This window comes from Burkholderia sp. Bp9012 (genome assembly GCF_003853825.1).
Taxonomy (GTDB): Bacteria; Pseudomonadota; Gammaproteobacteria; order Burkholderiales; family Burkholderiaceae; genus Burkholderia; species Burkholderia diffusa.
On sequence record NZ_QTQA01000004.1, the window covers coordinates 291561 to 310387 of the forward strand.

An 18827-nucleotide genomic window follows, 5' to 3' on the forward strand; every position below is an offset into this window, starting at 1 on the left:
CGTGACGGCGCGACCCGTCTTGCAAGGAGAAACGCAATGAAACGCACTGACGACGTGTTGCTCGTGATCGACGTGCAGTACGACTTCATGCCGGGTGGCGCACTCGCGGTGCCGGACGGCGACGCGGTCGTGCCGGTGATCAACGCGCTCGCGCAACGCTTCGACCAGGTCGTGCTGACGCAGGACTGGCACCCGCGCGAACACGTGTCGTTCGCGGCGAATCACCCGGGGCGCGAGCCGTTCTCGACGCTCGCGCTGCCGTACGGCGAGCAGGTGCTGTGGCCCGTGCATTGCGTGCAGGACACGGAAGGCGCGGCGCTGCATCGCGACCTCGACATCCCGCATGCGAGGCTCGTGATCCGCAAGGGCGGCGACGCGCAGGTCGACAGCTACTCCGCATTCGTCGAAGCCGACCGCACGACGCGCACGGGGCTCGCCGGCTATCTGCGCGAGCTCGGCGCGAAACGCGTGTGGTGTTGCGGACTCGCGACCGACTATTGCGTCGCGTGGTCCGCGCTCGATGCGCGCGCGGCCGGCTTCGAGGCCGCCGTGATCAACGATGCGTGCCGTGCGATCGACCTGAACGGGTCGCTCGCGCACGCATGGCAACAGATGCAGGCGGCGGGCGTCGCACACGTGACGTCCGCGGGCGCGCGCCCGACGGCGTAGCGCATTCCCATCCGATTCAGGACATGAAGCAGGACCGAAGGAGACTCGCATGACCGAAGCCGTAATCGTATCGACCGCACGCACGCCGCTCGCGAAATCGTGGCGTGGCGCATTCAACATGACGCACGGCGCGACGCTCGGCGGCCACGTGGTCGCGGCCGCGCTCGAACGCGTGAAGCTCGACCCAGCGCGCATCGAGGACGTGATCATGGGCTGCGCGAACCCCGAAGGCGCGACCGGCGCGAACATCGCGCGGCAGATCGCGCTGCGCGCCGGGCTGCCGGTGAGCGTGCCGGGGATGACGGTGAACCGTTTCTGCTCGTCAGGGCTGCAGACCATCGCGCTCGCCGCGCAACGGATCATCGCCGGCGAGGGCGACGTGTATGTCGCGGGCGGCGTCGAATCGATCTCCTGCGTGCAGAACGAGATGAACCGGCACATGATCCAGGACGGCTGGCTCGTCGAGCACAAGCCCGAGATCTACTGGAACATGCTTCAGACGGCGGAAAACGTCGCGAAGCGCTACGGGATCGCGAAGGAGCGGCAGGACGAGTACGGCGTGCGGTCGCAACTGCGTGCCGCGGCCGCGCAGGAAGCCGGGCGCTTCAACGACGAGATCGTGCCGATCACCGTACGCGCGGGCATCGCCGACAAGGCGACGGGCCGGCTGTTCACGCAGGACGTTACCGTGTCGGCCGATGAAGGCATCCGGCCCGACACGACGCTCGAAGACGTGTCGAAGATCCGTTCGGCCGTGCCGGGCGGTGTGATCACGGCGGGCAACGCGAGCCAGTTCTCGGACGGCGCGTCGGCGTGCGTGGTGATGAACGCGGATGTCGCACAGCGCGAAGGGCTGCAGCCGCTCGGCGTGTTTCGCGGTTTCGCGGTCGCCGGTTGCGAGCCGGACGAAATGGGCATCGGCCCGGTGTTCGCGGTGCCGAAGCTGCTGAAGCAGGCGGCGCTGAAGGTCGACGACATCGGCCTGTGGGAACTGAACGAAGCGTTCGCGGTGCAGGTGCTGTACTGCCGCGATACGCTCGGGATTCCTGACGACCGCTTGAACGTGAACGGCGGCGCGATCGCGGTCGGCCATCCGTACGGCGTGTCGGGGGCGCGCCTGACGGGCCATGCGCTGATCGAAGGCAAGCGGCGCGGCGTGAAATACGTCGTCGTCACGATGTGCATCGGCGGCGGGCAGGGCGCCGCCGGCCTGTTCGAAATCGTCTGATCTTTTGCTTGTCGGCCGACGGCCGCCGCCTGTGTTGACGCAAGCCGCGGCCGTCGCATGCGATTCGAAAGGATCGGGAAGCAAACGGTGCCGGTTCGATGCTGCCGTTTCCCCTTACTTGTCAAACGAATTGCCGCACCTATACTTGCTCTGACATTTGCCTTTCGGCGGGATGGGGCAACGCGTGCATCGCACCGACGCACGTGATGCGTTTCCGGTAGCCGGCGCAGTCGATGCATCGCGCGTGTCCGGCACCGTGAACGTTCGAACCACGCAGCAGACCGAACGGGGACCGAATTGAGCACGACCTATGCAGCCGGGGAACCGCCGCGCGTCGTCAGCGCGGCCGCGAGGCTCTATGCGAAATGCCTGCTGGTCGGCTTCGCATTGCTGCCAGCCTATCTGATCGCCTATCTGTGGTTCTTCAGCGACCCGCACGTCGTGTTCGAGAGCCACGCCTTCCATGAAATCGCGATCGCGGCCGCGACCCTCGAGGGTGCATTCGTCACCTACGTGACGTGGGTGTGCTACCGGTCGTCCGGAGAGCCGCTCCTGCGCTGGCTGACACTCGGCTTTCTGGGCTTCGCGATGATCTACGCGTTGCACGGCCTGTTCACCGGGATGGCGCATCACAACATCTGGCTGTTCCTGCTGTACGGGCCCGCATCGCGCCTCGTGATGTCGATCCTGCTGCTGACGGGCCTGCTGTCGTATTCGCAGCCGCCCGATCGGGTCGAGAAGCGTGCGCGCGCGCGAACGTGGCTGCCGTGGATCGTGTTGTTTCTGGTCATCAACGTGGCGGTTGCATACATCGCGTATTCGCCGGTCGCGGGCGCGCTGGGCACGCGACTGTCGATGGAAGGCGGCGCGCTGGTGTTTTCGCTGCTCAACGTCGGCATGCTGCTCGCGCGGCGCATCCGTTCGCCGCTGATGGTGATCTACGGCATGTCGATCATGGCGTTCGCGCTGTCGTCGCTCGCGTTCATCCTCGGCAAGCCCTGGAACCACATGTGGTGGCTCGCGCATGCGATCTTCGCGGGCGGGTTCTTCCTGCTCAGCTACGGCGTCGTGCAGGCGCTGCAGACGACGCGCTCGTTCTCGGCGATCTACAGCCAGGAAGACCTGATGAGCCGGCTGTCGGAATCGATGGCGCGCACCGAGAGTGCGCTGCAGGAGTTGCGGCGCACGAACCAGAAGCTCGAATACATGGCCGCGACCGATCCGATGACGGGCGCGTCGAACCGCCGTCAGTTCATCGCGCAGGTCGAGCGCGAGATCGTGCGCGCGGAGCGCGACGGCACGCCGTTTTGCCTGCTCGCGCTCGATCTCGACAACTTCAAGAACATCAACGACGCGTACGGGCACCAGATCGGCGACGAGGTGCTGCGCGGCGTCGTGCGCCAGTCTCTCGAGGCGATTCGTCCGGCCGGTGCGCTCGCGCGGGTCGGCGGCGAGGAGTTCATGGCGCTGTTGCCCGAGATGCCGCTCGAAGGCGCGCGCATGACGGCCGAGCGCGTGCGTTCGTCGATCGCGAGTTCACCGTTCGGGCTGGATTTCAAGCGCGTGCAGGTGACGGTCAGCGTCGGCGTCGCGCAGTACGGCGTCGACGGGAGCACGGTCGATGCGTTGCTGCGGGCGGTCGATGAACGGCTGTACCAGGCGAAGCGCGACGGGCGCAATCGCGTGGTTGCGCACTGACGAGCGGCGGCCGCGCATTCGGCGACGTGGCGCGCGCGGCCGCAACGCAATGGCGCGACGCGAGGCAGGTCCGATTCGCATGCACCCTGAATGAAGCCCCGCACGCGCACGAGCATGTGGGGCTTTTGTGTCACTGGCGCATCGGCTATCGCGACGCGATGGCCGCCGCATGCTCCGGCTGCGCGTCCTGCATCCTCTGCGACGCCTGCCACCAGTACTTGCCCGCGCGCAGTTGCGGATCGCGGATCGCGAGATACGTCGTGCTCCACAGCTGCGCCGCGTTGGCCTCGGTCGCATCCGCGCTGCGGGTGCCGAATGCATCGGTCTGGTACCGACCGTTCACGTACGACCAGGTCCACATTTCCGACGTGCGCATGTCGCGTCCGTTCGAGATCACCTGCCAGATCGTCTGCCGGGCCTGCGTCAGCAGCGTGCGCGTCGCGTCCGACAGATCCTGGCGCGCGAGCTGGCGGTCGAGCCCGGCGACCCACATCGCCTGTTGCCACGACCAGATCACCGTGCCGTGATACGCCGAACTCGTGAATTTGGGCCATAGCGCCTGGTTCGCATACGCGGGGTTCGCGATCAGCATCCCGACATCGGTGACGAGCCCGGTCGGGAACGGCCGCGTGACGTCGGTGACGATCCGCTGAAGCTGGTCGTCCGCCGGCGTGCCGAACAGCAGCGCGAAGCCGCCGTCGGAATTCATCACCGGGATCGGCGTGCCTTGCTGGTCGAGCGACAGCGCATAGAAAGTCAGCGGCGCGCCTGGCGCGGTACCGGCCGGCACACCGGCGGACGACGCATAGGCCGATACTTCGGTCGCCGCCTGCGCGGCCGGCACGCTCACCTGGAACAGCGGCGGCGCCTGCTGCTCCCAGGTAGCCGCTTCGGTCGCCGTGTTCGCGAGGGTCGCACGTTGCCCGGCGTCCAGGTAAGGATCGAGCAGGCCGCGCGCGAGGAACGCATTCGCCGCGCGCAGCGCGGCCGGCACGAGCACCGCATTCACGTCGTACGGATAGACGCCGCCGCCGAGCCCGTCGGTGCTGTCGCGCCAGTTGCCGACGATCTCGCCAGGCCGCAGGCGGATCAGGTTCGCGACCGACGGCTGCTGTGCGAACGGCTGCGCGGTCGCCGCGACGTGCAGCAGGTTGACGACGAGCCGGCTGCCGTTCGTCTGACCGTCGCTGCCGCGTTGCGCGAGATAGGCGGCCGCGCGCGCCTGGCCGCGCGTGTCGTCGATCAGCCAGGCCGCCGCGATCGGCGCGAGCAGGTAGTCGCTGTCGATCATCTTGTAATCGTAGGTCGGCGTTGCATCGTTCGGCCGGCCGTGCTTCGCGTTGTCGACCAGCGCGAATTCGCCGATGCCTTCCTCGTGCGCGACCTTGCCGTCGTTCGACAGGCGACTCAGCACCGATGTCAGCCCGGCCTCGATCGCCGCAGGCTCGAGCACCGGCATCAGCATGCGCACCGAGATCAGCGTGTCGCGGCCGAAGTAGGTGTCGTATTGCCACGAGCCGGCCAGCAACTTGTCGTGGAAGCTCAGGAATTCGAGCACGTTCTGGCTGACCGGGTCGGGATTCGCGGACGGCGCGAGCAGGTCTGCACGCAGGATCGGCGACAACGGCGTCTCGCCCGACAGCGCATCGACGTGCAGTTTCAGCGTACGAGCGCCGGCCGCCGCGCGCAGCACGAGCTTGCCGCCCGCGGCTGTCGCGATGCTGCCGCCGTCGCGCAGCGTGATGCGCAGCATCTGGCCGGGCGCGCCGTCGATCCGGTCGCGCTGCCATTGCGTGACGCTCCTCTGGATCGTCGGGGCGGTGACGATCTCCGGCGGTATCGTCGCGCCGCCGTTGAAGTCGCGCAGGAAGCGCACGTTGCCGAGCAGCCCCTGGCGGATCGTCAGCGTGTCGGTGTCGACCGATACGTCGGCGCCGATGCCGTGCAGCGGGCGACCGTGCGTGTCGGGTGCCGACAGCGCGGACGGCGGTGTGTCGAGGCTCCAGCTCACCGGCTGGGCAGTGTCGTCGAACCACAGCCCGGTGCCGCTGTTGCCGGCCGGAAACACCACGAGCAGACGTGGTTTCGTCGACGAGCGCACCAGCAGGTGCGCGGCGACTTTGTCCTGCCGGTAGAACGCATTGATCTGCCCGCCGGTGTCCATGCGGAACGACAGTGCGGCGCTGTTGGACGACGTACCGCTGGACTGGACGTCGTCGTCGTTGCAGGCGGCGAGCAGGCCGGCGCAGACGAATCCTAGACACAGCGATTTCGTGAAGCGGTGCATGTTCATGACGACCCTCCTGATGCATGTGATTTTTATCGGAATGCTTGAATGAGCGGACGGCTTGATCCGCTTTGTGCTGCGTCTCGGGTATTCTGAAAATGCCCGGGATTAATCGTGGCGTGATGCTCGGGGGGGCGAATTGAACGGCTTTAATCGAATGGACGATCAATGCCGAAAAGTGAAGGTAAAAGGACGAGTCGCCCGTTCTGATGCGGGTGTAGTCACTGGAGCACGCCTTCGCGCTGGCGAAGGGCAACGTTCGTGCGGTACTGAAAAAGTCAGACGAAAGATGTTGTATGGGATTCTAAATTTCGACGAAAGTCAAAGTCAATGAAGTTTGGTGGTATTTCGGATATTTAATTGCCGGTTAAATCGTAATTGTTACTCGGTGAATCAGTAAAAAGTGCGGTTATGAAAATATGAATGACGAATCCTGATAACTATCGATCAAATGGTTGGCAATGGCGCTGGAATCCGGCGATCCGGTGATTGATGCCGGATTGGAATTGAGCGATCGGGAGCGGCCGAGCAATACGCGTTCCCGCCATTCGGCTGGAGACGGATGCCATTGCCGCCGCAGGACAACTGATGCGGGCTGCCCGCTGCATGATTACCCCATCGCGATCGTCAAGTTTGGTAGGCTTGGTGCCTGCCGCCGTTTCCCGGATCTCGTCGTCGAATATCGATGCGGTGAAAAATCGCGTATCGTCGTCGGAACGACTGGACGACGGTCGATCTTCGACTCGTTTCGTTCCGAGCCGCCCGCGCCCGAGGGTAAACAGCGCAGACCGACAACAGACGGCGTGCGTCGCCCGCCGCCCTTGCGGCGCGCCGGCAGCGCGCACGCCAACGAACAGGAGCAACGGAAGTGATCAGACATATCGTGATGTGGAAGCTGAAAGAATCGGCGGAAGGCGGCACGCGTGCGCAGAACGCGCTGAAGCTGAAGGAAAAGCTCGAAGGCTGCCGCGACCTCGTGCCGGGCATCCTGCAACTCGACGTCGGCATTGCGACGCCGGGCCTCGAAGCCACGTCGGACGTCGTGCTCGTGTCCGATTTCACGGACAAGGCCGCGCTTGATGCCTACCAGGTGCATCCGGTCCACCAGGAAGTGAAGAAATTCGTCGTTGCGGTGGCGGAATCGCGCCAGTGTGTCGACTACCTGTCCGAAAGCGCAGCGCGATGAGCGACGCGGCATCCCCGACGGATGGCCCGTCGATCGAAAGCCCGTTCGTCGATCTGCTCGGCGTGCGGCTCGTGTCTGCGAAGGATGGCGCGAGCGAGATCGTGCTGCCGCTCGACGAGCGGCACATGAACACGTGGAGCATCGCGCACGGCGGCGTGACGATGACGCTATCGGACATCGCGCTCGCGATGGCCGCCCGGAGCCTGACCGACGACGGCGTCGGCGTCGTCACGGTCGAGATGAAGGTGAATTTCATGCAGCCCGGGCGCGGCGAGTTGCGCGCATATGGCCGCGTGATGCATCGTTCGACGACGATGGCGTACTGCGAAGGTGAAGTGCGCGACAGCGACGGCAACTTCGTCGCGAAGGCGCTCGGCACGTTCAAGTATATGCGGCGGCTCGCGGTGGGTCGCGACATCAAGCGGCAACGCACGCGTACGGCGCCGGACGCCCAGCCCGGCCCGAGCGACGCGTAAGCGCCGGGACGCGCGGCCCTGCCTGGTCACAGGCGGGGCCGTTTTGTTTTGCGGCACGGATTCAAAACGGGACGGCGTGACGCTGCGAACGAATCCTGGGAGACAGCCATGAACACGATCAGCCGCTAGATCCCGCTCGTGTCGCGCCCGCAAGGCGCCGCGCGCGCCGACAACTTCCGGCTCGTCGAAACGCCGCCCGTGCCTCTCGCGAATCCGGACCTGATCCTGCGCTCGCCGCTGACGATGCAGGGCTTCATCGTGTTCGAACACCCCGACGCATGGCCGCCCGCGCTGGCCGAGCTCGGCGAACTCGTCGCGACGATCGCATACGGACTCGAGCGGGCGCCGGACGCGTTCCCCGGGCTCCTGAGAGGCCGCAATTTCGGTAGGCAGCTCATGCAACTCGTCTGATCCGCGCGTGGCATCATGTGACGCTTGTCCGTTCACGGCGCCGCACGCGCCGTCCTCACCGATGCCGCTGAATCCGAAGATCGCCCAGATACTCGACATGGTCGAGCGCGCAAAGCGCCCGTCCTATCACCACCAGACGCCGCAGCAGGCGCGCGCCGCGTACGAGAAGAGTGCGCTGATCCTCGATGTCGCGCCCGCGCCGATGCATTCGGTCGAGGCCTGCGTCGTGCCGACGCGCGATGGCCGCACGATCGGCGCGCGGCTCTTTCTGCCTGTCGAGCCGAGCCTCGCCGAACCGCTGCCGGCGCTCGTCTATTACCACGGTGGCGGCTTCACGGTCGGCAGCGTCGATACGCACGACGCGCTGTGTCGCATGTTCGCGCGTGACGCGCAGTGCGCGGTGCTGTCGGTCGACTACCGGCTCGCGCCCGAACACCGGTTCCCGACCGCCGTGAACGACGCCGACGACGCATTGCGCTGGTTGCATCGCGAGGCTGCCGCATTCGGCATCGATGCGACACGGCTCGCGGTTGGTGGCGACAGCGCGGGCGGTACGCTCGCGACCGTCTGCGCGGTGCTCGCGCGCGACGCAGGCATCGATCTTGCGCTGCAGTTGCTGATCTATCCGGGCGTGACGGGCTACCAGGACACCGAATCGCACGGACGGCTCGCGAACGGCTACCTGCTGACCCAGGACACGATCCAGTGGTTCTTCACGCAATACGTGCGGGATCGATCCGACCGCGACGACTGGCGCTTCGCGCCGCTCGACGGCACGCGCGGCGCGCCGTCGTTCGCCGGTGTGGCCCCGGCCTGGATCGCGACGGCCGAATACGATCCGCTGAGCGACGAGGGCGCCGCGTACGCGGACAAGCTGCGCGCGGCCGGCAATACGGTTACGCTGGTCTGCTATCCGGGGATGATCCACGAGTTCTTCAAGATGGGCGGCTACGTGCCGGAGGTGCGGGCCGCGCATGCCGACGCGGTGGCGGCGCTCAAGGCCGCATTCGACGACGTTTGATGGCGGCGGCGCCCGGCGCCGCGCGGAGGAAGCGATGACCGACGGCTGGGTGGAAACGGGCGACTGGGCCGTGCTGGGCGGCGATGCCGCACGTATTCGCGATGCGGTGTTCGTGCGCGAGCAGCGGATTCCGCCGGAATGGGAACTCGACGACGAGGATCCGCTGTCGTTGCACGCGGTGGCCTACCGCGTCGATGCGGCGACCGGCGCGCGCCGCGCGGTCGCGACGGGACGGCTGCTGCGCACCGGCACGATCGGCCGCGTCGCGGTGTTGGCCGATGCACGCGGGCAGGGCGCGGGATCGGCCGTGCTGCATGCGCTGCTGGACGCGGCGCGGCATCGCGGCGAGCCGATCGTGCGGCTCTACGCGCAGGATGCCGCGGTGTCGTTCTACGTGCGGCACGGCTTCACGGCAATCGGCGAACCGTTCCTCGAAATCGGCGTGCCGCACGTCGAGATGGCGCGCACGCCCTAGTGCCGCGCGCGGCAGGCTCAGCGCGGTTGCGTCGCGTCGATGTCGAACGTGAACGCGCGCTCGAAACTGCCCGGCCGAACGGTGCGGTGCGAGCCGTCGTCGTCGCAGCGTTCCTTGATGTCGACCGTCAGCCGCACGCCTTCCTTCATCGTCACGCGCAGCGCGGTCGTGCCGCGCGTGCCGTATTCGGGCGTCTCGATGAATGCGGCCGACAGCGCCCGCTCGCGCTCGATCGGAATGCCGGTGTGCGGCAGCGCGTCGTCGTCCGCGACATGCGGATCGCGCATCAGCTCGATCAACTCGTCGAGCGACGGGGTCGGATTGTCGGTCAGCAGCGTGCCGAGTTCCGCGCGCTTGCGCACGACTTTCGGCCAGGGCGTATCGAGCCGGGCGTTCGACAGCGCGTGCACGCCGGCGCCGATCGCGACCGGCGACGCAACGCCGGTTTCGCCTTCGGCCGCACGATTGCAGAACCACGCGAGTTCGCGCCGCTTCCAGTCGCCGACCAGCAGGTTGAAGCCGTTGTACACGGCCGCGTGCTCGGCCAGCTCGCCGAGGTAGTCGAGCGGCGCGACGGACGGGCCGCGGAGGTAATCGGACACGAGCTTGCCGCGGGTCGGCGCGCCCGCGCGAATGTCGAACGGCGCGCGGTAATTCGTCAGCGCCGCGAACCGGCCGTCGCGCGACACGCCGAGCCACGTGCCACCCGCTTCCAGATCGCGGCCGGCGAGCAAGCCCGGCACGTCCTCCCACCACGAAAGCGGCGCACTGGTACGGCGAAAGAATTCGTCGCGGTTGGCGGTCAGGGTAAAGACGGGACCGGCGGCGGCATCAGGCTGCCAGTCGAAGGCAATCAGACACATCGGGCGAATCTCTCGCAGGAAACTTCGGGCGCCGGCCGCGATCTGCGAGCCGGCGTGCGAACGGGTTGTCAGTGCGTCACGCTTCCGTCGGCCACGCGTACGGCAGCGCGTCGAACGCGAGCGCCGGACCGTCGGCGGAACCAAGGTGCACCGTGCCGTTGTCGAGCGCGGCCAGCTTGATCTCGACGAGCGCGTCGACGCCGCCCGCGGGCGCGGCCGCCGCGTTGACGATCATCCCGCACGGCTGGCCCGGGTCGTCGCTGTGGAACAGCTCGACGCCGGCATGCACGGTGTCGGTCTCGCCGGCGACGTGCGCGAGCGCGGTACGGCGCTTGATCGTGCCGCGGTACTGGCTGCGCGCGACGATTTCCTGGCCCGGGTAGCACCCCTTGCGGAAGTTAACGGCGCCGATCACGTCGAAGTTGACCATCTGCGGCACGAACTGCTCGACGGCCGGCTGCGTAATGCGCGGCTCGCCCGCGCGCACGTCGAGCCAGTCCCAGACGGCCGGCGACACGACCGGCAGCGTGCCGGCGAGCGCGGCGAGACGCGCGTCGACTTCCGCGCGGGGCCCGATCCACAGGTAGCGCTTGCGGCCGGCCGCGTCCGGCACGCGGATCAGCGCGCCGGCCGGGCCGTCGACCTTCACGTGCACGCCGTCCGGCAGCGCGTCGAAGATGCCCGACAGCACGTCGCGCACGTCGCCCGCGAAGCCGACGACCGCGAGCGCATCGCTCGCGTCCGTCAGTTTCGCCTTTGCGCGCAGCACGAACATCGACAGCCGTTTCTGCACGGCGGCCTGAACGTCCTTCGAGACAAGCAGGCGCACGCCGTGACCGCCACGCCACGCGAGGAACGACGCGAGCAGGCGGCCCTTCGGCGAGCAATAGCCGGACAGGCGCGCGCTCGCGGCATCGAGATGCTCGATGTCGTTGGTGAGCTGGCTGTGCAGGAACGTCGCGGCGTCGTCGCCGGCCACGTCGATCACGCCGAACTGCGCAAGCGGCATGCAGGCGCCCGGCGCGTCGAAATCGGCGGCTGACGGGCGGGGGAAAACGGGGAGCGAGACGGATGCGGGCTGTGCAGCCGGTGAAGCGAACGGTGTGCTCATGGAATGAGGGAACAGTCAACCCTGACTTTGACGAAGGCGAGCAAGTATTATATGGGTCTTACCTGAGTCTCGTTTCCATGTCCCTACTGAAGAAATGCGCCGCGACTGTCGTGGCGCTGGCCGTCGTTGTGGCCGCTGCCGGCGCGGGCGGCGGATATTACTGGGCGACCCGGCCGCTGCTGCTGGGTGCCGCGTCGCTCGATGTCACGATCAAGCCGCGCAGCAGCGTCAAGAGCGTCGCGCTGCAGCTCAGGCGCGGCGGCGTGCCGGTCGAGCCGCTCGGCTTCGTCGCGATGACGCGCCTGCTCGGGCTGTCGAGCCGGCTCAAGTCCGGCAACTACGAATTCAAGACCGGCATCACGCCGTACGACGTGCTGCAGAAGATCGCGCGGGGCGACGTGAACGAGTACGTCGCGACGGTGATCGAAGGCTGGACCTTCAAGCGGATGCGCGCGGAACTCGACGGCAATCCCGATCTCGCGCACGCGACGGCCGGCATGAGCGACGCCGAACTGCTGCGCGCGATCGGTGCGCCGGACAACGCGATTCAGCGCGGCAGCGGCGAGGGACTGTTCTTCCCGGACACCTACCTGTTCGACAAGGGCACGAGCGATCTGAACATCTACCGGCGTGCGTACCATCTGATGCAGACGCGTCTCGACGAAGCATGGGCCGCGCGCGTGCCGGGACTGCCGTACAAGACGCCTTACGAAGCGCTGACGATCGCGTCGATCGTCGAAAAGGAAACGGGCCACGCGGCCGACCGCGCGTTCGTCGCCGCCGTGTTCGCGAACCGGCTGCGGATCGGGATGCCGCTGCAGACCGATCCGTCGGTGATCTACGGCCTGGGAGACGCGTACGACGGCCGCCTGCGCAAGCGCGACCTGCAGGCCGACACTCCTTACAATACCTATACGCGCCGCGGGCTGCCCCCGACGCCGATCGCCCTGCCGGGCGTCGCCGCACTGCAGGCGGCGATCAATCCGGCCCAGACGAGCGCGCTCTATTTCGTCGCGAAGGGCGACGGCACGAGCGTGTTCTCGGACACGCTCGGCGACCACAACAAGGCCGTGGACAAGTACATACGAGGTCAATAATGGCGAGCGGTAAATTCATCACGTTCGAAGGCATCGACGGGGCGGGGAAGACCACCCACCTGCAATGGTTCTGTGAACGCCTCCAGGCCAGGCTGGCCGCGAGCGGCCGGCAGGTCGTCGTCACCCGCGAGCCGGGTGGCACGCAGCTCGGCGAGAAACTGCGCGAGATCCTGCTGAATCAGCCGATGGATCTCGAGACCGAAGCGCTGCTGATGTTCGCCGCGCGCCGCGAGCACCTCGCGCTCGTGATCGAGCCTGCGCTCGCGCGCGGCGACTGGGTCGTGTCGGATCGCTTCACCGACGCCACGTTCGCGTACCAGGGCGGCGGCCGCGGGCTGCCGCGCGACAAGCTCGAGACGCTCGAGCGCTGGGTGCAGGGCGGCTTCCAGCCCGACCTGACGGTGCTGTTCGACGTCGCGCCGCAGGTGGCGAGCGAGCGCCGCGGCGCCGCGCGCATGCCCGACAAGTTCGAAAGCGAGTCGGACGCATTCTTCTCGCGCACTCGCGCCGAATACCTGCGGCGCGCGGAAGAGGCGCCGCACCGCTTCGCGATCGTCGACGCGACGCAGACGATTCCCGACATCCGCCAGCAGCTCGAACGCGTGCTCGCCGCGCTGTAACACGAAGGAACGCACTACATGATCTATCCGTGGCAGACCGACGACTGGAACCGCCTGCAGCAACTGCGTGCGCAGTGGCCGCATGCGCTGCTGCTGCACGGCCAGGCCGGGATCGGCAAGCTGCAGTTCGCGCAGCATCTCGCGCAGGGCTTCCTGTGCGAGGCGCCACAGCCGAACGGCGAGCCGTGCGGCGCTTGTGCGGCCTGCACGTGGTTCGCGCAGGGCAACCATCCGGACTACCGGATCGTGCTGCCCGAGGCGCTCGCGGGCGAGGCGCCGGGCGCCGCCGACGACGCGAAGCCTGCCGACGCGGACGAGGGCGGCAAGAAGACGCGCGCGCCGAGCAAGGAAATCAAGATCGAGCAGGTGCGTGCGTTGCTCGACTTCTGCGGGGTCGGTTCGCACCGCGGCGGCGCGCGCGTCGTCGTGCTGTATCCGGCCGAGGCGCTGAACGTCGCCGCGTCGAACGCGCTGCTGAAGACGCTGGAGGAGCCGCCGTCCGGCGTCGTGTTCCTGCTGGTGTCGGCCCGCATCGACCGGCTGCTGCCGACCATCATCAGCCGCTGCCGGCAGTGGCCGATGACCGTGCCGGCGCCCGACGCGGCCACGGCATGGCTCGCGGCGCAGGGTATCGACGATGCGCGCGCGCTGCTCGCCGAAGCCGGCGGCGCGCCGCTCGCCGCGCTGGCGCTCGCGAGCGACGAGAACCGCCCGCTGCGCGATTTCACGCTCGGCCAGCTCGCGGCCGGGGCCGCGTGCGATCCGTTCGCGTGCGGCGAGACGCTGCAGAAGCTGCCGGTGCCGCTGGTGCTCGGCTGGCTGCAGCGCTGGCTGTACGATCTGCTCGCGCAGCGGATGGCGGGCGCGCCGCGCTACTTCCCGATGCAGGCGGCCGCGCTCGCGCGGTGCGCGGAGGCGGTCGATGCGAATGCGTTCGCGCGCTTCATGAAGGCCGTGACGCGCCAGCGGACGGTCGAGAACCATCCGCTCAATGCCCGGCTCGTATTCGAGGAACTGTTTCTCGGTTATCGGGAAATGTTCGCGTGAGCGAGTATTGTTTCCTTCGGGTGAGGAAACGATTGCCGGCGAGTGCATGAGCGCCCGCCAACCGTATTCAGGAAACACGATGTTCGTCGATTCTCACTGCCACATCAATTTCAAGGGTCTCGCCGACCGCCTGCCTGCCGTGCTGGAGAACATGCGCGAGCACGACGTCACGCACGCGCTGTGCGTGTCGGTCGACTTCGAGACACTGCCCGACGTGCTCGCGATCGCGCAGGCGCACGACAACGTGTACGCGTCGGTCGGCGTGCACCCGGATCACGAGGACGCACGGGAGCCGACGCTCGCGGAACTGATCGAGCTGGCCGCGCACCCGAAGGTCGTCGCGATTGGCGAGACGGGCCTCGACTACTATCGCCTCGAAGGCCGCTCGATCGCCGACATGGAGTGGCAGCGCGAACGCTTTCGCACGCACATCCGCGCGGCGACCGCGACGATGAAGCCGCTGATCATCCATACGCGCTCGTCGTCGGAAGACACGTTGCGAATCATGGCCGAGGAGCGCGCGGACGTGCCGGGCGGCGTGATGCACTGCTTCACCGAGCCGTGGCCCGTTGCCGAGCAGGCGCTCGCGCAGAACTTCCATATCTCGCTGTCGGGGATCGTCACGTTCAAGAACGCGACCGACGTGCAGGACGTCGCGCGGCGCGTGCCGCTCGACCGGCTGCTGATCGAAACCGACTCGCCGTACCTCGCGCCGGTGCCATATCGCGGCAAGCCGAATGAACCTGCGTACGTCAGCCATGTCGGACGCTTTATCGCATCCGAGCGGGGGATCGCCGTCGAGGCGCTCGCCGATGCGACGACACAGAACTTTTTCCGGCTGTTCAAGATCGCCCGCTAACGGCGCGCGGCCAGCCGACAACCCAGGGAAGGAGCCCACAACAATGACGAAGCCGACCACATACCTGCCCAAGCGCGCACTCGTCGCCGCCGCGCTCGTCGCGAGCGGCCTCTTTGCCGCCGCCGGCGCGCATGCCGAGTCGCTCGACGCGATCGTCAAGGCGGTCAAGTTCGACGATATCGCCGACATCGGCAAGCAGCTCAAGAGCGGCAAGCTCGATCCGAACACGCTCGCGCCGAACGGCGACCCGATCCTCGTGATCGCCGCGCGCGAGAAGTCCGACAAGGTTGCCGCCGCGATCGCCACGACGCCGAACGTCGACCTCGAGAAGGAAGACAAGGCCGGCGAGAACGCGCTGATGCTCGCGTCGCTGAACGGCGACGTCGGGCTCGTCAAGCTGCTGATCGACAAGGGCGCGGAAGTCAGCAAGAAGGGCTGGGCGCCGCTGCACTACGCGGCGACCAACGGCCAGGACGAGGTCGTCAAGATCCTGCTCGACCACGACGCGTATATCGACACCGCATCGCCGAACGGCACGACGCCGCTGATGATGGCCGCGCGCGGCAACCACGCGACGACCGTCAACCTGCTGCTCGACCAGGGTGCCGATCCGCAGGTGAAGAACCAGCTCGGCATCACCGCGCTCGAGTTCGCGAAGCACTACAAGGCACCGGACGCAATCGACATCCTGAGCAAGCGGACGGTGCGCGTCGGTGCGTCGGCGCCGGCAGATGCCCAAAAGAGTGCAAAATGACGGTTTCGGCGCGGTGGCGCAGCGCCCGGCCGTCCGGAACCCGGCCGGCCGCGGGCGTCCGGCTGCCGCGCCGGTCAGCGCAGCAAGCGGCCCGGGGCCGCATTGACATAAGGAACACCATGTTGCGGGCTATGTTTTGTGCCGCGGCGTTCGCCGTGCCGTTGTCGGCGGCGGCTTTCACGGGCGCGGATCTCGACCGGCTGTGCGCGAAGACGGACGTCAAGTCGCGGGCGTCGTGCGCCGCCTACATCGAAGGCGCCGCCGATGGCGTCTACAACACGATCGACGCGATCGGCGGTACCACGGGGCCGCGCGTCGGGCAGTATTTCTGCCTGCCGCCCGACATCCGGGCGCAGCAGATGACCGACGCGGTGCGCAAGTACATCGCGGAGAACCCGAAGCTGGCCGACTACAACGCGAGCACCGCGGTGTCGCTCGGTCTCGGCAAGGCGTTCCCCTGCAGGGGCGGCAGCTGATCTGACGCCGGGGCCGGGCGCGCGCGTTGCCCGGACGTCGCCGACGCATCCAGGACGAGGCCGCCGCGCCTCATAACCGAAGCATTCCCGGGCGCCGATGATTTCAATCGAGGAATTGCAGCGCATCGCCGATGCGCCGTTGCATGCGTGGCTCGGCACGCTGGGCGTGTCGGTCATCGTCGTGCTTGTCGTCGTGATCGTGCACCGAGTCGGCGCACGCATCGTCAAGCGCATCGCGCAGCCGTATCCGTTGATGAGCGTGATCCTGCGTTACATCGACAAACCTTCGCTCGTCACGCTCGCGCTGCTCGCGCTCGAGTTCCTGTGGATCCAGGCCGACGAGGGCATGTCGTTCGTGGGCGGGATGCGCACCGCGGCCGCAGTCGGCTCCATCGTGTCGCTGACCTGGCTGCTGGTGCGGCTCGTGGCCGGCGTCGGCGACGCGATCATCCAGGCCCATCCGATGGATGCGGCCGATAACCTCCACGCACGGCGCGTCCACACGCAGGCCAAGGTGCTCGTGCGGACCGTCATGGTGCTGATCGTGATCATCGGCACCGGCGCCGCGCTGATGACGTTCCCGAACGTGCGCCAGGTCGGCGCGAGCCTGCTGGCGTCGGCCGGCGTCGCGGGGCTGGTTGCCGGCATCGCCGCGCGGCCGGTGCTCGGCAACCTGATCGCCGGGCTGCAGATCGCGCTCACGCAGCCGATCCGGCTCGACGACGTCGTCGTGATCCAGGGCGAGTGGGGCCGCATCGAGGAAATCACCGGCTCGTTCGTGTCGGTGCGGCTGTGGGATCAGCGCCGGCTCGTCGTTCCGCTGCAGTGGATCATCGAAAACCCGTTCACGAACTGGACGCGCAGCAGCTCGGAGATCATCGGCACGGTGTACCTGTCGGTCGACTACCGCACGCCACTCGCGCCGCTGCGCGAGGAACTCGCGCGGCTCGTCCATGCGGCGCCCGAGTGGGACGGCCGCGTGCAGGTGCTGCAGGTGACCGACGCGACCGAACGCACGATGCAGTTGCGCGCGCTCGTCAGCGCGGCCGACTCGTCGGCGTGCTGGGATCTGCGCTGCCGCGTGCGCGAGGGCTTGATCGCCTACCTGCAGGCGCGTTTTCCGCAATGCCTGCCGCGCAGCCGGATGGAACTGTATCCGCACGATTCGGCGCTGGACGAGCCGAGCCCCGAACGGCCGCATGCGCGGCCGCCCGCCGCCAGCACGGCAGCCAACACCGCGGCCGATCCGAAGGCCACCGAAGGCCGCTGAACGCGTGCCGGTACCCGCCGCCATTTTCTTTCCATGACCGCGCTGAACACGCTCGCCATCGCCAACTACCGCTCGCTGCGCGAGCTGATCGTGCCGCTCGCGGCGCTCACCGTCGTCACGGGGCCGAACGGCAGCGGCAAGTCGAGCGTTTACCGCGCGCTGCGGCTGCTCGCCGATACGGCGCAGGGGCGCGTGATTCCGTCGCTCGCGCGCGAAGGCGGGCTGCCCTCGACGCTGTGGGCCGGCCCCGAGCGCTTTTCGCGCGCGATGCTGAGCGGCGAGACGCCGGTGACCGGTACGGTGCGCAATGGACCGGTGAGCCTCAAGCTCGGTTTCGCGAGCGACGATTTCGGTTATGCGATCGATCTCGGCCTGCCGGTCCCGAGCCGTTCGCAGTTCGCGCTCGATCCCGTCGTGAAGCGCGAATGCATCTGGGGTGGCGCGCTGTTGCGCCCGTCGACGCTGCTGGTCGACCGGCAGGGCGCGCAGATTCGCGCGCGCGCCGGGTCGGGCGACTGGCACACGGTGCCGCAGCCGGTCGCGAGCTTCGACAGCATGATGACCGAGTTCGCCGATCCGGTCGGCGCGCCAGAGATGATCGCGGTGCGCGAGCGGATCCGATCGTGGCGCTTCTACGACCATTTCCGCACCGATGCGCAGGCGCCGGCCCGGCAGTCGCACATCGGCACCCACACGCCGGTGCTCGCGGACGACGGCGCCGACCTGGCCGCCGCGCTGCAGACGATTCGCGAAATCGGAGATGCCGCCGCGCTCGACGCGGCGATCGATGACGCGTTCCCCGGCGCATCGATCGACATCGACAATCCGGGCGGCCGCGGCCGCTTCGACGTACTGATGCGCCAGCCGGGGCTGCTGCGGCCGTTGTCGGCCGCCGAGCTGTCGGACGGCACGCTGCGCTATCTGCTGCTCGCGGCCGCGTTGCTGACGCCGCGGCCGCCCGCGCTGATGGTGCTGAACGAGCCGGAAACGAGCCTGCATCCCGATCTGCTGCCGGCGCTCGGCCGCCTGATCGCACAGGCCGCGCAGCGTTCGCAGGTGCTGGTCGTGTCGCACGCGGCGCGGCTCATCGCGACGCTCGAACGCGAGGCCGGCTGCGAGTCGCTGGTGCTCGACAAGCAGCTCGGCGCGACCGTGCTCGTCGACGCGGATACGCGCGACCTGCCGCCGTGGAAGTGGCCGTCGCGCTGACGGGAGGGGCGGTGCGCGCGTGGCCCGTCAGCGGCGGGCCGTCGGTCGCTCGCCCTCGGATGCCCGTCGC

19 protein-coding genes and 1 pseudogene are annotated in these 18827 nt (G+C 67.9%); 17 read left to right on the forward strand and 3 right to left on the reverse strand.

The features are described from left to right. Positions 1 to 36: 36 nt before the first annotated feature. The 3 genes from pncA (at position 37) to DIE11_RS07495 (ending at position 3595) form a co-directional block, all read left to right on the forward strand. Complete coding sequence (pncA, locus tag DIE11_RS07485; RefSeq protein WP_044843660.1) at positions 37 to 669, forward strand: bifunctional nicotinamidase/pyrazinamidase; 633 nt, start codon at positions 37 to 39, stop codon at positions 667 to 669. A 49-nt stretch (positions 670 to 718) separates the two neighbouring features. Continuing rightward, entirely contained in the window at positions 719 to 1897 is a 1179-nt protein-coding gene (locus DIE11_RS07490) for an acetyl-CoA C-acyltransferase (RefSeq protein WP_124622568.1), read from the forward strand. A 297-nt stretch (positions 1898 to 2194) separates the two neighbouring features. Next, a complete protein-coding gene (locus DIE11_RS07495; RefSeq protein WP_059604186.1) occupies positions 2195 to 3595 on the forward strand; it encodes a sensor domain-containing diguanylate cyclase in 1401 nt (466 codons plus the stop codon). A gap of 145 nt (positions 3596 to 3740) precedes the next feature. Here the strand turns inward: DIE11_RS07495 and DIE11_RS07500 are convergent, their stop codons facing one another. After that, the gene (locus DIE11_RS07500; protein WP_124622693.1) at positions 3741 to 5882 is read right to left on the reverse strand and encodes a hypothetical protein; all 2142 of its coding nucleotides are present in this window, start codon (positions 5880 to 5882) and stop codon (positions 3741 to 3743) included. 461 nt (positions 5883 to 6343) lie between these two features. Between DIE11_RS07500 and DIE11_RS07505 the strand changes: the two genes are divergently transcribed. From DIE11_RS07505 to DIE11_RS07530, 6 genes and pseudogenes are all read left to right on the forward strand, one after another. Continuing rightward, a complete protein-coding gene (locus tag DIE11_RS07505; RefSeq protein ID WP_124622570.1) occupies positions 6344 to 6754 on the forward strand; it encodes a hypothetical protein in 411 nt (136 codons plus the stop codon). Continuing rightward, complete coding sequence (locus DIE11_RS07510) at positions 6751 to 7068, forward strand: Dabb family protein (RefSeq protein ID WP_059604189.1); 318 nt, start codon at positions 6751 to 6753, stop codon at positions 7066 to 7068. The genes DIE11_RS07505 and DIE11_RS07510 overlap by 4 nt, the downstream gene beginning before the upstream one ends. Further along, positions 7065 to 7544 (forward strand): PaaI family thioesterase, encoded by a 480-nt coding sequence (locus tag DIE11_RS07515; protein WP_006753420.1) that lies wholly within the window; start codon positions 7065 to 7067, stop codon positions 7542 to 7544. Before DIE11_RS07510 ends, DIE11_RS07515 begins: the two co-directional genes overlap by 4 nt. Positions 7545 to 7739: 195 nt before the next feature. After that, positions 7740 to 7955 (forward strand): annotated as a pseudogene (locus DIE11_RS07520) (NADP-dependent oxidoreductase); the annotation flags it as partial. A 61-nt stretch (positions 7956 to 8016) separates the two neighbouring features. Beyond that, positions 8017 to 8976 carry an alpha/beta hydrolase gene (locus DIE11_RS07525; protein ID WP_124622572.1) on the forward strand — a complete coding sequence of 320 codons (960 nt, stop codon included), beginning with the start codon at positions 8017 to 8019 and terminating at the stop codon, positions 8974 to 8976. Positions 8977 to 9010: 34 nt separating this feature from the next. Next, complete coding sequence (locus DIE11_RS07530) at positions 9011 to 9451, forward strand: GNAT family N-acetyltransferase (protein ID WP_124622574.1); 441 nt, start codon at positions 9011 to 9013, stop codon at positions 9449 to 9451. Between the two features lie 17 nt (positions 9452 to 9468). On the opposite strand, the gene DIE11_RS07535 is transcribed toward DIE11_RS07530, so the two are convergent. Both DIE11_RS07535 and DIE11_RS07540 read right to left on the reverse strand, forming a co-directional pair. Further along, positions 9469 to 10314, reverse strand: a complete 846-nt coding sequence (locus tag DIE11_RS07535; RefSeq protein WP_124622576.1) for an NRDE family protein — start codon at positions 10312 to 10314, stop codon at positions 9469 to 9471. 76 nt (positions 10315 to 10390) lie between these two features. Beyond that, a complete protein-coding gene (locus DIE11_RS07540) occupies positions 10391 to 11425 on the reverse strand; it encodes a folate-binding protein YgfZ (RefSeq protein WP_124622578.1) in 1035 nt (344 codons plus the stop codon). Between the two features lie 77 nt (positions 11426 to 11502). Here DIE11_RS07540 and mltG point away from each other — a divergent pair, with 77 nt between their 5' ends. The 8 genes from mltG to DIE11_RS07580 all read left to right on the forward strand — a co-directional run bounded on the left by mltG (position 11503) and on the right by DIE11_RS07580 (position 18757). After that, complete coding sequence (mltG, locus tag DIE11_RS07545; protein ID WP_124622580.1) at positions 11503 to 12522, forward strand: endolytic transglycosylase MltG; 1020 nt, start codon at positions 11503 to 11505, stop codon at positions 12520 to 12522. Further along, complete coding sequence (gene tmk, locus DIE11_RS07550) at positions 12522 to 13142, forward strand: dTMP kinase (protein ID WP_059604208.1); 621 nt, start codon at positions 12522 to 12524, stop codon at positions 13140 to 13142. The genes mltG and tmk overlap by 1 nt, the downstream gene beginning before the upstream one ends. A gap of 18 nt (positions 13143 to 13160) precedes the next feature. Then, positions 13161 to 14189 (forward strand): DNA polymerase III subunit delta', encoded by a 1029-nt coding sequence (locus tag DIE11_RS07555; RefSeq protein WP_124622582.1) that lies wholly within the window; start codon positions 13161 to 13163, stop codon positions 14187 to 14189. Positions 14190 to 14268: 79 nt separating this feature from the next. Beyond that, complete coding sequence (locus DIE11_RS07560) at positions 14269 to 15048, forward strand: TatD family hydrolase (RefSeq protein WP_059538079.1); 780 nt, start codon at positions 14269 to 14271, stop codon at positions 15046 to 15048. Between the two features lie 43 nt (positions 15049 to 15091). Next, positions 15092 to 15802 carry an ankyrin repeat domain-containing protein gene (locus tag DIE11_RS07565; protein WP_059817616.1) on the forward strand — a complete coding sequence of 237 codons (711 nt, stop codon included), beginning with the start codon at positions 15092 to 15094 and terminating at the stop codon, positions 15800 to 15802. Positions 15803 to 15921: 119 nt separating this feature from the next. Then, positions 15922 to 16278 (forward strand): Rap1a/Tai family immunity protein, encoded by a 357-nt coding sequence (locus DIE11_RS07570; protein ID WP_006755340.1) that lies wholly within the window; start codon positions 15922 to 15924, stop codon positions 16276 to 16278. A 97-nt stretch (positions 16279 to 16375) separates the two neighbouring features. After that, complete coding sequence (locus DIE11_RS07575) at positions 16376 to 17548, forward strand: mechanosensitive ion channel family protein (RefSeq protein WP_059604216.1); 1173 nt, start codon at positions 16376 to 16378, stop codon at positions 17546 to 17548. A 33-nt stretch (positions 17549 to 17581) separates the two neighbouring features. Beyond that, positions 17582 to 18757: an AAA family ATPase gene (locus DIE11_RS07580; RefSeq protein ID WP_124622584.1), complete on the forward strand. Its 1176-nt coding sequence runs from the start codon at positions 17582 to 17584 to the stop codon at positions 18755 to 18757. Positions 18758 to 18827 lie beyond the last annotated feature (70 nt).